This is a genomic window from Actinomadura decatromicini, assembly GCF_008121305.1.
In the GTDB taxonomy this organism is placed as follows: Bacteria; Actinomycetota; Actinomycetes; order Streptosporangiales; family Streptosporangiaceae; genus Spirillospora; species Spirillospora syzygii.
The window spans coordinates 480,166-493,173 of record NZ_VSRQ01000001.1 but is presented as its reverse complement, the minus strand read 5'-3'; the positions used below and the strand labels follow the sequence as shown (position 1 = coordinate 493,173).

Annotated in this window: 14 protein-coding genes and 1 riboswitch; of the genes, 7 read left to right on the top strand and 7 right to left on the bottom strand. The window is 70.8% G+C overall.

The window, feature by feature from the left end; genetic code table 11:
• Window positions 1-2: 2 nt before the first annotated feature.
• On the bottom strand, window positions 3-206 hold the full coding sequence (locus FXF68_RS01905) for a DUF2997 domain-containing protein (RefSeq protein ID WP_148757115.1): 204 nt from the start codon (window positions 204-206) through the stop codon (window positions 3-5).
• Between the two features lie 4 nt (window positions 207-210).
• Entirely contained in the window at window positions 211-600 is a 390-nt protein-coding gene (locus tag FXF68_RS01900) for a DUF1257 domain-containing protein (protein WP_148757113.1), read from the bottom strand.
• Window positions 601-729: 129 nt separating this feature from the next.
• On the opposite strand from FXF68_RS01900, the gene FXF68_RS01895 reads away from it, so the two are divergent.
• The 4 genes from FXF68_RS01895 (at window position 730) to metH (ending at window position 8,350) form a co-directional block, all read left to right on the top strand.
• Complete coding sequence (locus FXF68_RS01895) at window positions 730-1,905, top strand: glycosyltransferase (RefSeq protein ID WP_222869771.1); 1,176 nt, start codon at window positions 730-732, stop codon at window positions 1,903-1,905.
• A 66-nt stretch (window positions 1,906-1,971) separates the two neighbouring features.
• The gene (locus tag FXF68_RS01890; protein ID WP_148757108.1) at window positions 1,972-4,053 is read left to right on the top strand and encodes a nuclease-related domain-containing DEAD/DEAH box helicase; all 2,082 of its coding nucleotides are present in this window, start codon (window positions 1,972-1,974) and stop codon (window positions 4,051-4,053) included.
• Between the two features lie 86 nt (window positions 4,054-4,139).
• Window positions 4,140-4,526 (top strand): DUF6221 family protein, encoded by a 387-nt coding sequence (locus FXF68_RS01885; protein WP_148757106.1) that lies wholly within the window; start codon window positions 4,140-4,142, stop codon window positions 4,524-4,526.
• A 117-nt stretch (window positions 4,527-4,643) separates the two neighbouring features.
• Window positions 4,644-4,728, top strand: a riboswitch (S-adenosyl-L-homocysteine riboswitch).
• 22 nt (window positions 4,729-4,750) lie between these two features.
• On the top strand, window positions 4,751-8,350 hold the full coding sequence (gene metH / locus FXF68_RS01880; protein WP_148757105.1) for a methionine synthase: 3,600 nt from the start codon (window positions 4,751-4,753) through the stop codon (window positions 8,348-8,350).
• Here the strand turns inward: metH and FXF68_RS43590 are convergent.
• Both FXF68_RS43590 and FXF68_RS43585 read right to left on the bottom strand, forming a co-directional pair.
• Window positions 8,235-8,498: a hypothetical protein gene (locus tag FXF68_RS43590; RefSeq protein ID WP_246178411.1), complete on the bottom strand. Its 264-nt coding sequence runs from the start codon at window positions 8,496-8,498 to the stop codon at window positions 8,235-8,237. The two genes, metH and FXF68_RS43590, sit on opposite strands and share 116 nt — an antisense overlap.
• Before the next feature lie 66 nt (window positions 8,499-8,564).
• On the bottom strand, window positions 8,565-9,044 hold the full coding sequence (locus tag FXF68_RS43585) for a TDT family transporter (protein WP_246178182.1): 480 nt from the start codon (window positions 9,042-9,044) through the stop codon (window positions 8,565-8,567).
• Between the two features lie 138 nt (window positions 9,045-9,182).
• Between FXF68_RS43585 and FXF68_RS01870 the strand changes: the two genes are divergently transcribed.
• Window positions 9,183-10,151: a suppressor of fused domain protein gene (locus FXF68_RS01870; protein ID WP_148757103.1), complete on the top strand. Its 969-nt coding sequence runs from the start codon at window positions 9,183-9,185 to the stop codon at window positions 10,149-10,151.
• Window positions 10,152-10,220: 69 nt separating this feature from the next.
• Here FXF68_RS01870 and FXF68_RS01865 read toward each other — a convergent pair whose 3' ends face one another.
• Complete coding sequence (locus FXF68_RS01865) at window positions 10,221-10,649, bottom strand: ATP-binding protein (protein WP_148757101.1); 429 nt, start codon at window positions 10,647-10,649, stop codon at window positions 10,221-10,223.
• 101 nt (window positions 10,650-10,750) lie between these two features.
• On the opposite strand from FXF68_RS01865, the gene FXF68_RS01860 reads away from it, so the two are divergent.
• Complete coding sequence (locus FXF68_RS01860; protein WP_148757099.1) at window positions 10,751-11,566, top strand: helix-turn-helix domain-containing protein; 816 nt, start codon at window positions 10,751-10,753, stop codon at window positions 11,564-11,566.
• Window positions 11,563-11,751, top strand: coding sequence for a DUF397 domain-containing protein (locus FXF68_RS01855; RefSeq protein WP_148757097.1), 189 nt, complete (start codon window positions 11,563-11,565; stop codon window positions 11,749-11,751). The genes FXF68_RS01860 and FXF68_RS01855 overlap by 4 nt, the downstream gene beginning before the upstream one ends.
• 16 nt (window positions 11,752-11,767) lie before the next feature.
• Here the strand turns inward: FXF68_RS01855 and FXF68_RS01850 are convergent, their stop codons facing one another.
• Both FXF68_RS01850 and FXF68_RS01845 read right to left on the bottom strand, forming a co-directional pair.
• Window positions 11,768-12,211, bottom strand: a complete 444-nt coding sequence (locus tag FXF68_RS01850; protein ID WP_148757095.1) for a hypothetical protein — start codon at window positions 12,209-12,211, stop codon at window positions 11,768-11,770.
• A gap of 248 nt (window positions 12,212-12,459) precedes the next feature.
• Window positions 12,460-12,750: a hypothetical protein gene (locus FXF68_RS01845; protein WP_148757094.1), complete on the bottom strand. Its 291-nt coding sequence runs from the start codon at window positions 12,748-12,750 to the stop codon at window positions 12,460-12,462.
• Window positions 12,751-13,008: the final 258 nt, after the last annotated feature.

Sequence of the window (13,008 nt, the reverse complement as noted above, 5' to 3'; positions counted from 1 at the left end):
GTTCAATGCCACAACCGGTCCTGCTGCTCCTGCGATTCGTCGACGGTGTTGTACGCCTCGGTCGTGAGTTCCTGCGACTCGACCTCGCCGCCGAGCAGCGACACCAGTTCCTCGGTGGTGGCGAGGCAGGCCATGCCGTCGACGCCGGTCACATGGATCTCGACGCTGCCGTCCTTCTTGATGGTCACTTCGACGGTCTCGTCCATGCCCTCACACCGCCACTCGGCGGAGGACGACCCTGATGTCCCCCGATTTCTCGTCCACGCTCCGCCGGTCGACCTCGAATCCCCGCTCCGCCAGCGTCGACAGGGTGCTCACCAGCGCGTACTTCTGTTTCAGGTCCCGCACGAACGGCTCTTCCCGCAGCCCGCGAATTCCCCACCAGTCGGCGACCAGCACATAGCCCTCGTCGGACGGCGCGAAACCGATCTCGTGCTCCCCGCCCGCCGGCCGGATCTTGAACTCCGCCTTCGTCCGGCGGCCCAGATATCCGCGCACTCCGCGCCCGGCGGGCTGCACGGTGTGCCCCATCTCCGCCAATGCCCGGCGTAACACGCCGCCATCGGTCAGCCGGGTCCGCACCTTCGTGAAATGAGACATCCGACCCTCCGTGGATCCGCGACCACGGCCAGCATATTGCGGGTTGATCGGCACGGACAGGTCATTCGACGCACATCCCGCCGCCGCGCCTCATGGACGGACGCCCCCCGCGATGCGACGCTGCCGGACGTGGTGGTCCTGGGAATCCTCGCCCTGGCGGCGCTCGCGGGATGGCTGTATCTGGCCTCCGGCCACGGCGGGTTCTGGCGCACCGGGCCCGGCCTCCCGGACGGCGGCGCCGACCCGCCCGAATGGCCGGACGTCGTCGCGGTCGTCCCGGCCCGCGACGAGGCGGCCGTCCTCCCGGAGACGCTGCCGCCCCTTCTCGCGCAGGAATATCCGGGGGAGTTCCGGGTGGTCCTGGTCGACGACGGAAGCACCGACGGCACCGCCGAGACGGCCGGTCGACTCGCCACGGAAAGGCTGCTCATCGTCCCCGCGGCGGAACGTCCGGACGGATGGGCGGGCAAGGTGTGGACGATGTCCGAAGGCGTCCGGGCGGCGGGCGACCCCGAATTCCTGCTGTTCACCGACGCCGACATCGCCTACGGCCCGGGCGCCCTCAAGAAATTGGTGCGCGCCGCCGCGACCGGCGAACGCGACCTCGTCTCCCAAATGGCGACGCTCCGCACCCGCACCGCCTGGGAACGCCTGATCGTCCCCGCCTTCGTGTACTTCTTCGCGCAGCTCTACCCGTTCCGCCGGGTGAGCCGCGACGGGGCGCGCACGGCCGCGGCGGCGGGCGGCTGCGTGCTCGTCCGCCGGGCCGTCCTCGACCGGGCGGGCGGCCTCGGCCGCATCCGCGGCGCGCTGATCGACGACGTCGCGCTCGGCCGCCTCGTCAAGCGCTCCGGCGGCCGCTGCCGCCTCGACCTGTCCCGCGACGTGACCAGCCGCCGCCCCTACCCGCGCCTCGCCGACCTGTGGACGATGGTCGCCCGCAGCGCCTACGACCAGCTCAGATACTCGCCCCCGCTCCTCGCCGCCACGGTCGTCGCCCTCCTCCTGACCTACGCGGTCCCGCCCGCCGCGACCCTCGCGGGCCTGACCGCGCTCGCCCTCGGCGGCGGAGCCGCCGCGGCCCTCGCCACCGCCGCCGGAGCCCTCGCCTGGGCGATCATGACCCTGACCTACGTCCCCATGCTCCGCTTCTACGGCCTCTCCCCGCTGCGCGCCCCGGCCCTCCCGCTCGTCGCCCTCATGTACGCGACCATGACCGTCGATTCCGCCCGCAGGCACTACACGGGAAAGGGAACCCCCTGGAAAGGCCGCACCCCCGCGAAGCGCTCACCGACCACGTCGTAAGGGTTTTGCCGGGCGATCATTGTTGCTAAGTGTAGTAGTCCGAACATTTTCTGACAGGGGTGGGCGATGGCGGCAGGCGGATCGGCGGGACGACGGGCGCGCCGGATCCGCGAGGAGGCCGTCCGGCTCCAGCGCCTGTCCCGGGAGGCGCACCGGCAGGCGGGCCGCTGGCAGGCCGCGGGCGAGGCCGAGCGGCAGGTCGCCGCGACGCTGATGGCGCTCACCGCCACCGGCTGGCGGCTGCTGGTCGACCGGCGGTGGCCGGGGACGCCGTCCGCGAACGTCGACATGATCCTGATCGGACCCGGCGGCGTGTTCGTCATCGACGTCAAGCGCTGGCGCGAGCCGCCCGCCGTCGTCGGCGGGCGGCTGCGGGCCGGTGCCGAGCCCCGCGACGACGAGGTCCGGAAACTCCTCGAGCTGACGCGGATCGCCGAGGACCACGCGGCCACGCTGGGCATGTCGCCGATCGCCGTGCGGCCCCTCATGATCTTCGCCGGGCACCGGCTGGACGAGCGGGTCGGCCACGTCCGCCTGCTCGGCCAGAAGGACGCCGTCCCCGCGCTGATCGCGGAGCCCGACCAGGTCAAGCCCGCGATGGTGCGGGCGATGTCCGAGCACCTCGCCGACTGCTTCCCCGAGCACGACGCGGCGTCCCTCGACGAGCCCGAGGCGCCGCCCGCGGCCGAGCCCGCCGAGGCGCTGTTCGACGCCGAGGACGTCGAGCGCGTCGCCATGGAGTCGATGCTCCAGGCTCCGATCGAGCGGTGGATGACGTTCCTGCACCCCGACCAGGCGTCCCTCGTCGGACGGGACTGGAGCGGGCCCGCGCGCATCAGCGGGCCCGCCGGAACCGGGAAGACCGTCGTCGGCCTGCACCGCGCCGCGCACCTCGCCGGCCGGAGCCGCGGGCGCGTCCTCTACGTCACGTTCGCCAACAACCTGCCGCGCGTCCAGTGCCGCCTGTTCGGGACGATGGCCGCCCACTTCGCCGACCGCGTCGAGTTCTCCAGCCTCCACACCTGGGCCAGGAACTTCCTCGAAAGCCGGGGCTTACGCCTCCACCTCGACGCCGGGCGCGCCGACGACGCGTTCTCCCGCGCCTGGATGACCGAGGGGCGCGACAGCGTCCTGCCCGAGATCGAGCCGACCCCCGGCTACTGGCGCGAGGAGATCGACTACGTCATCAAGGGGCGCGGCCTGACCTCCCTGGAGGAGTACCGCGCGGTGTCCAGGCCGGGCCGCCGCACCGCCCTGCGGACCGAGCACCGCGAGGCCGCCTGGCTGCTCTACGAGGAGTACGAGTTACGCCTCGCCGAGCGCGGCGTCTGCGACTTCAACGACGTCCTGCTCGCGGCCGTCGGGGAGTTGGAGGCGCGCCCCGCCGAGCCGCCCTACGCGGCCGTGATCGTGGACGAGGTCCAGGACCTCACCCTCACCGGCGTCCGGCTGCTGCACGCGCTCGCGGGGGACGGCCCGAACGGGCTGCTGCTCATCGGCGACGGCCAGCAGGCCGTGTACCCGGGCGGGTTCCGGCTCGCCGACGCCGGGGTCAGCCTCAAGGGGCGGGGCGCCGTGCTCCGCACCAACTACCGGAACGCCGCCGCGATCCTGGAGACCGCGCTCGCGCTCGTCTCCGACGACCCGTTCGACGACCTGGAGGGGCCGAGCCCGGACGGCCGCCGCGCCGTGCACGCGACCTACCACGAGGGCCGCGTCCTCCGCGCGGACGCCGCCGACCTCGCCGACCACGACCGCCGGCTGATCGCCGCGATCGGCGAGCTGACCGCCGCGCCGCCCGGCGGGGACGGGACGTCCGCGCTGGCGGGCGCCGCCGTCCTGTGCCGCTCGCGGCGCGACATCGACCACTACCACCGCTGCCTGAGCCGCGCGGGCATCCCCGTGCTGCGGCTGGAGCGCTACGACGGGCGGCCCGTCGAGGCCGTCAAGCTCGGCACCTACCGGCGGGCGAAGGGCCTGGAGTTCAAGCAGGTGTTCCTGCCGCGCCACGACGCCGACCTGACCGCCGCGTCCCCGGCCGACCCGGCCGCCAGGGAGCGCTCGGAGCTGGCGAGGCGGCAGCTGTTCGTCGCGATGACCCGGGCCCGCGACCTGCTCTGGCTCGGCTCGGTCGCCGCGCCCCGCTGACCCCGCCGGTCGGCCGTGCTCCTGCGGGTCTCACTATTCGGAACACATCGGGGCCATCCCGTCGGATCAGCGTGCAGGATGGCTCCATGGACTTGGTGGAGTTCCTCCGTGCCCGGCTCGACAGGGACGAGCGGATAGCCCGAGACTGCACCGGCCACGCGTGGAGGGCCGCGCCGTCCGGGCGGGTCGAGGCCGATCCCGAGCCGGGAGCCGGGGAGACCGTCGCGGTCGCGCGGGCGGAGACCGGCGCCTACGCCGAGCACATCGCCCGCCACCATCCGTCCAGGACGCTCGCCGAGGTGGCCGCCCGGCGCCGGATCGTCGACGACTACGAGAAGCAGGCGTGGGTCCTCGGCCAGGGCCACCGGACCGCGGAGGCCGAGGCGGCGCAGGCGGTGCGCGAGAACGTCCTGCGCCTGCTGGCGCTCCCGTACGCCACCCATCCCGCCTATCAGGAGGAATGGCGTCCCTGACACGGCGTTCCCGACAGTGTCCCGATACGGTCCCGCCTTCTGTCCGCCACTGCCGACGCTCTGATGGATGTGGGACGCGCCTGACACAACGGACGCGGGGGTTGTAACCTCGGTGAGGGAGCCGAGAGGCGCTGCAACGGGCGTCCCGCCCGCCACGCTCGGCCCCGCGAACCGGACTTCGTAACAAGGGCGCCTCCCACGTCAATGGGAGGTGCTCGAAAAAAATGACCGGAAACGACCTTCGCGAACTTCTCGACAGCAGGATCGCCGTCCTCGACGGAGCCTGGGGCACGATGCTCCAGGGCGCGGGGCTCGCCCCCGCCGACTACCGCGGCGACCGCATCGGCGGAGATCACCCCAAGGACGTCACCGGCGACCCCGACCTGCTGAACCTCACGCGACCCGACGTCATCCTGGACGTCCACCGCCAGTACCTCGACGCGGGCGCCGACATCACGACGACCAACACGTTCACCGCGACGAGCATCGGCCAGGCCGACTACGGGCTCGAGAGCCTCGTCCACGAGATGAACGTGCAGGGCGCGCGGCTCGCCCGGCAGGCCGCCGACGAGTTCGGCGGACGGTTCGTCGCCGGCTCCGTCGGCCCGCTGAACGTCACCCTGTCGATCTCCCCGGACGTCGACGACCCCGCGTTCCGCGCCGTCACGTTCGACCAGGTCAAGAACGCCTACGCGGAGCAGATCCGCGGCCTCGCCGAGGGCGGCGTCGACCTGCTCCTGGTCGAGACGATCTTCGACACGCTGAACGCGAAGGCCGCGATCGCCGCCGCCCGCGAGGTCGCCCCCGACCTGCCGCTCTGGATCTCGCTGTTCGTCGACATCTCCAGGCGGACGCTGTCCGGCCAGACCGTCGAGGCGTTCTGGCGCTCCGTCGAGCACGCCGAGCCGCTCGTCATCGGCCTGAACTGCTCCCTCGGCGCCGACGAGCTGCGCCCGCACGTCGAGGAGATGGCCCGCATCGCGGGCACCTACACCGCGAGCCACCCGAACGCGGGCCTGCCGAACGCGTTCGGCGGCTACGACGAGACCCCCGACGAGACGGGGGAGAAGCTCGGCGAGTTCGCGGCCTCCGGCCTGGTCAACATCGCGGGCGGCTGCTGCGGGACGACCCCCGCGCACATCGCCCGCATCGCCGAGGCCGTCCGCGGCAAGGCCCCGCGCGAGATCGCGCGGCCCGCGAAGGCGTCCCGGTTCAGCGGCCTGGAGCCGTTCGAGATCGGCCCCGACACCGGCTTCGTCATGATCGGCGAGCGCACCAACGTCACCGGGTCCAAGCGGTTCCGCAAGCTCATCGAGGCGGGCGACCACCAGGCCGCCGTGGACGTGGCGCTGGAGCAGGTCCGCGGCGGCGCGAACCTCCTCGACGTCAACATGGACGCCGACCTGCTCGACAGCGAGCGGGAGATGACGACGTTCCTCAACCTGATCGCGACCGAGCCCGAGGTGGCCCGCATCCCGATCATGATCGACAGCTCCCGGTGGAGCGTCCTCGAGGCCGGGCTGAAGACCGTCCAGGGCAAGGGCGTCGTCAACTCGATCAGCCTCAAGGAGGGCGAGGGCCCGTTCCTCGAACAGGCCCGCCGCATCCGCGACTTCGGCGCGGGCGTCGTCGTGATGGCGTTCGACGAGACCGGCCAGGCCGACACCGCCGACCGCAAGGTCGAGATCTGCGGACGCGCCTACGACCTGCTCACCCAGCGGGCCGGGTTCCCCGCCGAGGACATCATCTTCGACCCGAACGTCCTCGCCGTCGCGACCGGCATCGCCGAGCACAACGGGTACGCCAAGGCGTTCATCGACGCGCTGCCCCGGATCAAGGAGCGCTGCCCCGGGGCGCGCACCAGCGGCGGCATCTCGAACCTGTCGTTCTCGTTCCGGGGCAACGACGTCGTCCGCGAGGCGATGCACTCGGCGTTCCTGTTCCACGCCGTCCGCGCCGGGCTCGACATGGGCATCGTCAACGCCGGGCAGCTCGCCGTCTACGAGGACATCCCGGCCGACCTCCTCGAACTCGTCGAGGACGTCCTGTTCGACCGCCGTCCCGACGCCACCGACCGGCTCGTGTCGTTCGCCGAGAACGTCAAGGGCACGGGCACCAAGCGCGAGGTCGACCTGTCCTGGCGGGACGCGCCCGTCGGCGAGCGCATGTCGCACGCCCTCGTCCACGGCATCATCGACTTCATCGAGGAGGACACCGAGGAGGCCAGGCAGCAGGCCGCCCGTCCGCTCGACGTGATCGAGGGCCCGCTGATGGACGGCATGAAGATCGTCGGCGACCTGTTCGGGTCCGGCAAGATGTTCCTCCCGCAGGTGGTGAAGAGCGCCCGCGTGATGAAGCGGTCGGTCGCCTACCTGGAGCCGTTCATGGAGCGGGAGAAGGAGGAGGCCCAGCGCGCCGGGCGGATCACCTCCGACCGCGGGCAGGGCAAGATCGTCCTCGCGACCGTGAAGGGCGACGTCCACGACATCGGCAAGAACATCGTCGGCGTCGTCCTCGGCTGCAACAACTACGACGTGGTCGACCTCGGCGTGATGGTCCCGGCCGCGACGATCCTCGACACCGCGATCGCGGAGAACGCCGACGCGATCGGGCTGTCCGGGCTGATCACCCCGTCGCTGGACGAGATGGTCGCGGTCGCCGCCGAGATGCAGCGCCGCGACCTCAAGCTGCCGCTGCTGATCGGCGGCGCCACCACCTCGCGCCAGCACACCGCCGTGAAGATCGCGCCCGCCTACGAGGCGACGACGGTGCACGTCCTGGACGCGTCCCGCGTCGTCGGCGTCGTCTCCGACCTCCTCGACGAGGGCCGCGCCGCCGCGCTCGCCGTCAGCAACCGCGCCGAGCAGGCCAAGCTGCGCGAGCAGCACGAGAACCGGCAGCGCAGCCCGCTGCTCACCATCGACCGCGCCCGGGCGAACCGGGAGCAGGTCGACTTCTCCGACCTGCCCACCCCGGACTTCACCGGCGTCCGCGTCGTCCAGCCGGAGCTGGCCGCGATCCGCGAGATGATCGACTGGCAGTTCTTCTTCCTGGCCTGGGAGCTGAAGGGCAAGTACCCGGCGATCCTGGACGAGCCCGTCGCGCGCGAGCTGTTCGACGACGGCAACGCCCTCCTCGACCAGATCATCGCGGACGGCTCCTTCGAGGCCAGCGGCGCCTACGGCTTCTGGCCCGCGCACTCCGAGGGCGACGACATCGTCCTGCCCGACCTGCGGTTCCCGATGCTGCGCCAGCAGACCAAGAAGCCGGAGGGCCGCCCGAACCGCTGCCTCGCCGACTACATCGCCCCGGCCGGCGACCACCTCGGCGGCTTCGCCGTGACGATCCTCGGCGCCGAGGACCTCGCCGCCAAGTACGAGGAAGAGAACGACGACTACAAGTCGATCATGGTGAAGGCGCTGGCCGACCGGCTCGCGGAGGCGTTCGCCGAGTACGTCCACCTGGAGGCCCGCCGCGCCTGGTTCGAGCCCGGCGCCGAGCCCGCCCTGGAGGACCTGCACGCCGAGCGGTTCCGCGGCATCCGCCCGGCCCTCGGCTACCCGGCGAGCCCCGACCACAGCCTCAAGCAGCAGCTCTTCGACCTGCTGGACGCGGGCCGCCTCGGCATGAAGCTCACCGAGTCGTACGCGATGGCCCCGGCGGCGAGCGTCAGCGGCCTGATCTTCGCTCACCCGGCGTCGCGCTACTTCACGGTCGGCCGCGTCGGGAAGGACCAGATCGAGGACTACGCGTCCCGCTGCGGCCTCCCGGTCGCGGAGGTGGAACGCTGGCTGGCTCCGAACCTGGCCTACGACCCGTCCTGAGAGCGCGGCGCAGGGCGCCGACCGACACGACGGCCCACGCGATGACGGCCGGCCAGACCAGCGCCTTCCCGAGGCCGACCAGCCACGGGACGTGGCACACGGTCCCGGCCGTCATCGTGCACGTCGCCGTCATGCCGAGCGGGAACACGGTCGACCAGCGGCGCGGGTCGTAGCGCAGCCTCGGCCGGACGACCTCGAACACGGCCAGCGCCGCCTACCAGCCGAGCACGGCCGCGAGGACGGCGAGCGTCAGCCATTCCAGCGGTGCCCGCGCGGGCGGGCCCGCCGCGGCGGCGACCCGCGCGGCGGCGACCGTGGAGATCGCCAGGCTGCCGCCCGCCACCCAGTGGCCGCCCGCCCCGGCGGCGACCTGCCCGAGGTCGAACCGGGCGAGCACCACGAAGTACAGGACGAGCCCGCCGCCGAGCAGCACCCCCGCCGTCCACACCAGCCGACCCGGCCCGGGACCCGCCGCCAGCATCGCGCCGAGCACGGCCACCGACTGCGTCGCGACCGTCACCAGGTACGCCGCACCGGGCAGCGGACGCCTCACCGCGCGCACAACGCGCGGCAGCAGCACCGCCCACAGCACCGCCGCGACGCCGAGGAACGCCGCCGCCGTCGCGGCCGGCGTCCGCCACGCCCACCCGAATCCCGCGAGGCGCAGCGCGATGGACACGATGCCCGTGGCCATCACCGTGGCTCCCCAGGGAACCCCGGCCCCTCTCCCGCCGCTCACCGTTCCCTTGTACCCGGCATTCGCTTCACCGCGAACCGTGATCGGGAAGGATGCGTCGGAAAGGGGAACGTGGCCGGCTCGGAAAGGAAATAGATGCTCAACGTCGACGGCTGGAATGCGATCGATGCCGCGCTCAAGGACCGCTACGGGGACGCGGAACGTCTGGAATGGGACGCGCCGACGCCTTACCGTCCCATGGGCCCGATGCCGATGGGCCAGTTCGTCACGAACACCATCGCCGTCTATCCGCGGAATGAGCCCGTCCCGCACTGGCACCTCATCGGCTACGCGCTGACCGCGCCATTCGAGGAACGCGGCTACGAGTTCACGTTGCGCGTGCCGCGCCTGCCGGGGGAGAGCGCCGCGCCGAACTGGGCGATGGGCCATCTGGAGAACCTCGCCTCGTACGTCGCGAAGAGCGGCAACGACTTCGAGGCCGGGCACTACATCGAGTTCCCGAACCCGATCGACCCCGACCGTCCCGGCTCGGCGATCCGCGCGGGCGGCTTCGTCCTGGACCCCGAACTCGGCCGCGCCGAGACGCCCCTCGGCGAGGTGGCGTTCCTCCAGTTCGTCGGCATCACCACCGACGAGCTGCACGCGGCCCAGTCGTGGCACGTCGAGGGCCTCATGACGGCGCTCGCGCCGCACCTGCCGCTCCTCCTGACCAACATGGACCGACTGTCGCTCGCCGACGTGCCCGGGGTCGCGAATGCCGTCCGCGAGGGCTCCCGGCGGGACGGCTCCGGCACCGGCTTCCTGTTCTTCCACCGGCTGGACGCCGACACGTCCGACGGCGTCACGCTGGAGCTCGGCGCGGAGCACGTGCCGCAGTTCACCCGGGTGCTGCCCGCCCGCGTCCCGCACGGCAACCCGCTGATCCTCCGCGGCGCGGACCAGCCGATCGTCCTCCTCCCCGGCCGGGCCGTCACCCACAACGACACCGGGCAGGCGCTGGAGATCACGCTCCCGGACGCCGTCAGCCACGCGATCGCGGCGGCCGTCCGTCCCGAACCGGGCCGCTACACGGTCGACGCCCTGACCGTGAACGTCATCGCCTGAGTCTCCGGCGCGGCGCGTCCCGGTCACGGCCCCTCCTCCTCCCCGTGACCGAGACACGCCGCAGCCCTTTCAGATGAGGATTCGAGCCCAGATCCATTTCCCGCCGACCGGATCCCGCACCGCCCCGCACCGCGCCGACAGTTCCTGGACGATCTGCAGCCCCCACCCGCCGTTCTCGTCGAACGCGTCCTCGGAGAGGTCGAGGTCGTCGAGTGTCATGTCGACCCTTGCCCGAGGCTGAGGGAGGTCGGGGGCGGCGTCCCAGACGGCGACGATGATCCCGTCCGCGTCCCGGCTGAGCTGGAGCCGGATCTCGTCCTGCGGTGTCCGCTGAGCCGCGTTGGTCACGAGTTCCGAGGAGATGAGAAGAACGTCGTGGAGGATATGGGAATAGCCCCAATTGTGCATTCGCTGGTCCACGAGAATACGCGCGACCCCCGCCGCCCCCGGCGTTCCCAACAGGGGGACGACCATATCCCCCGTCGCGGTCATCACCATCGCCCCTCCCTCGCCAGAAATCTCGAATTTCTGTGGCAAGGATCACGGTGCCGACCTATGGTTTGCGTGTAGTCCTGGAATTTGAAAACAGGGAGGGCGCAGTGCCCATCGTTCGCGATCCCCTCAACCCCAAGCTCTCCATGTGGCACTTCCTGGCCTTCTACCTGCGGTTCTGGCGGGAGAAGATGGGTCTCTCGCTCACCCAGTGCGGCGAGATAATGGGAGTGCAGCGCGGCACTGTATCCAACTTCGAGGCAGGGCGGCGTCGTCCGCAGGACGACCACATGGTCGCCCTCGACAAGCACTACGGCACCGGGTGGCTTTTCCAGCTATTGCTGTGGTTTGCCCGAATGGCCCACGACCCCGACTGGGGCAGGCAGCTCGTCAAGTACGAGCAGGAAGCGACGCTGATCAAGACCTACCACGGTCAGGTAATCCCACTCGCCCTCCAGACCGACGACTACACCTGGTCCTACGTCAAGGCCGGTACTCCGAAGGACTTCGAGGCGGAGATGGGGGAGAGGGTCGAGCGAAAGAAGTCGTTCTTTGACAGGGGAACCGACGTCGAGATGTGGGCGGTGCTGGACGAGAGCGTCCTGGCGCGCGAGGTCGGCAGCCCTGAGGTGATGAAGGCCCAATTGGAGCACCTGCTCGTCATGGCCGACCTGCCGCAGGTAAGCCTCCGCATCGTCCCCTTCAAGTCGGGCGCTCACCTCGGCGTTGACGGATCGCTGCAGGTCCTCAGCCTGGAAACCAGGGACATCGCATATTCGGGCGCTCAGAACGGCGGGCGCCTGATCGAAGCGCCTGGCGAGGTCCGCGAACTGTCGGTTAAGTTCGATCGCATCGGAGCGAAGGCGGCTTCCCTCGAAGCCTCTCGCGAGATCATCAAGCGATACCTGGAGACCTACGAATGATCGTGCAGTGGCGCAAGAGTTCACACAGCGGCGGCGCGGACGACCAACACTGCGTTGAAGTGGGACGACTTGCGCCAGGAGTCGCCATGCGCGACTCCAAGGCCCCGGGCAGCGGGCACCTGACCTTGAGCGTTGCCCAGTTCGCTGACCTGCTGGAGCAGATTAAGCAGGACCGGGAGCGATAGACCCGACTGCTTTGGATCAGTCGGAGGCGTCCCCGAAGAGGAGTAGGCCCTCGCGGTCAGGGTTCAGGATCAGGAGACGGTAGCCCCAGAAGACGGGGTAGCCGGGGAGGCCACGGCAACCGCCCGCGTAGATGGCCGATACCGGTTCCATGAATTCGCGCACGTACACGCGATAGCGATCCTGAAGTTCTCGCAGTTCAGCCTCTTGGGCGTCGGTCAGTTCCATTCCGCTTCCGCCGGACGGATCGCCGCGGTAGGCGAAGGCATGGTCGATCTCCTCCCACACCTCGGCGGCGTCCGTACGCCCCGGCCCGATCAGTTCGGCCTCCGGATAGACCTGCACGATCGCCGCCTCGGCATCCTCCAAGGACATCCCCGCGGGCAAGGGCAGCAACCCGAAGGTCGTCACGAAGTTCAACCCGGACATCAGACACTCAAGCCGCGCCGACAACTCGTCCACCCGTGCATTCTCCTGCCTTTGGGAACGGACGGGAGAGCGGGTGTGGGGGCCTCCCGCGGCAACGGGAGGCCCCTGGTGTCAAGTGCTGCCGCCCGAGCCATCAGACGGACGCATCGACGTGTCCCCGAGGCACGGGCTGGTACAGCCGACATGCCACGGTGCATCACAAGGTAAGACGGGGGACGTGTTGTCCGGCAAGCCCTTCGGCCGCCTGTTGCCCGGACGATCCGGCGTGGGCCCTCGATGTGTCAAATGACCTGCGTGAACGCGCAGGCCGCCGGTTCGTTTTCGTTGTTCTCGGTTCGCTCGCGGCGGGGTTGTTCGCTCACTGCATGAACGTCTGGCGTGTGTACGGCGAGATCTCCGAACAATGAAGTCTTGACGCTGCTTCTGGTGGAGTGGTAGTCGGCGCCGGTCGTCCAGACTTCGAACAACGTGTGGAAGCCGAATGCTTCACGAGGCGGAACGCCGTCCGCCACGATATGGCGTAGACGGAACAGGCCGGGCCTTTTCGCGGCGGCAACCGCGTGGGCCCCCATCGCGCCTGCGACTCATAAGCAACCGCCCGAGCCATCAGACGATTGTTCCCGAAAGGCAGCCGCATCGATGCGCCCTCCCACCCCGTCGCTCCAGGTCGCCTGTCCGGCGCCGCGAGGACACCGGCCCCTCGTCATGGCGTCGATCGTCCTCGTCGGCGTCGCCCTTCTGCTGTGGGGGACCCGGCCGGGGCCGGGCGGTCCTTCGCGGGTGCTCCGCATCGGCCGGAGACGGGGGCGCCATGCGGCGCCTCCGGCACG

Excerpts from the sequence above, each read along its gene's own strand:
- FXF68_RS01890 (WP_148757108.1), top strand. The coding sequence starts at position 1,972 with ATGGCGGCAGGCGGATCGGCGGGACGACGGGCGCGCCGGATCCGCGAG.
- FXF68_RS01845 (WP_148757094.1), bottom strand. The coding sequence starts at position 12,750 with ATGGGGGCCCACGCGGTTGCCGCCGCGAAAAGGCCCGGCCTGTTCCGT.
- FXF68_RS01865 (WP_148757101.1), bottom strand. The coding sequence starts at position 10,649 with ATGGTGATGACCGCGACGGGGGATATGGTCGTCCCCCTGTTGGGAACG.
- metH (WP_148757105.1), top strand. The coding sequence starts at position 4,751 with ATGACCGGAAACGACCTTCGCGAACTTCTCGACAGCAGGATCGCCGTC.
- FXF68_RS01900 (WP_148757113.1), bottom strand. The coding sequence starts at position 600 with ATGTCTCATTTCACGAAGGTGCGGACCCGGCTGACCGATGGCGGCGTG.
- FXF68_RS01905 (WP_148757115.1), bottom strand. The coding sequence starts at position 206 with ATGGACGAGACCGTCGAAGTGACCATCAAGAAGGACGGCAGCGTCGAG.
- FXF68_RS43585 (WP_246178182.1), bottom strand. The coding sequence starts at position 9,044 with ATGGCCACGGGCATCGTGTCCATCGCGCTGCGCCTCGCGGGATTCGGG.
- FXF68_RS01855 (WP_148757097.1), top strand. The coding sequence starts at position 11,563 with ATGATCGTGCAGTGGCGCAAGAGTTCACACAGCGGCGGCGCGGACGAC.
- FXF68_RS01870 (WP_148757103.1), top strand. The coding sequence starts at position 9,183 with ATGCTCAACGTCGACGGCTGGAATGCGATCGATGCCGCGCTCAAGGAC.
- FXF68_RS01885 (WP_148757106.1), top strand. The coding sequence starts at position 4,140 with ATGGACTTGGTGGAGTTCCTCCGTGCCCGGCTCGACAGGGACGAGCGG.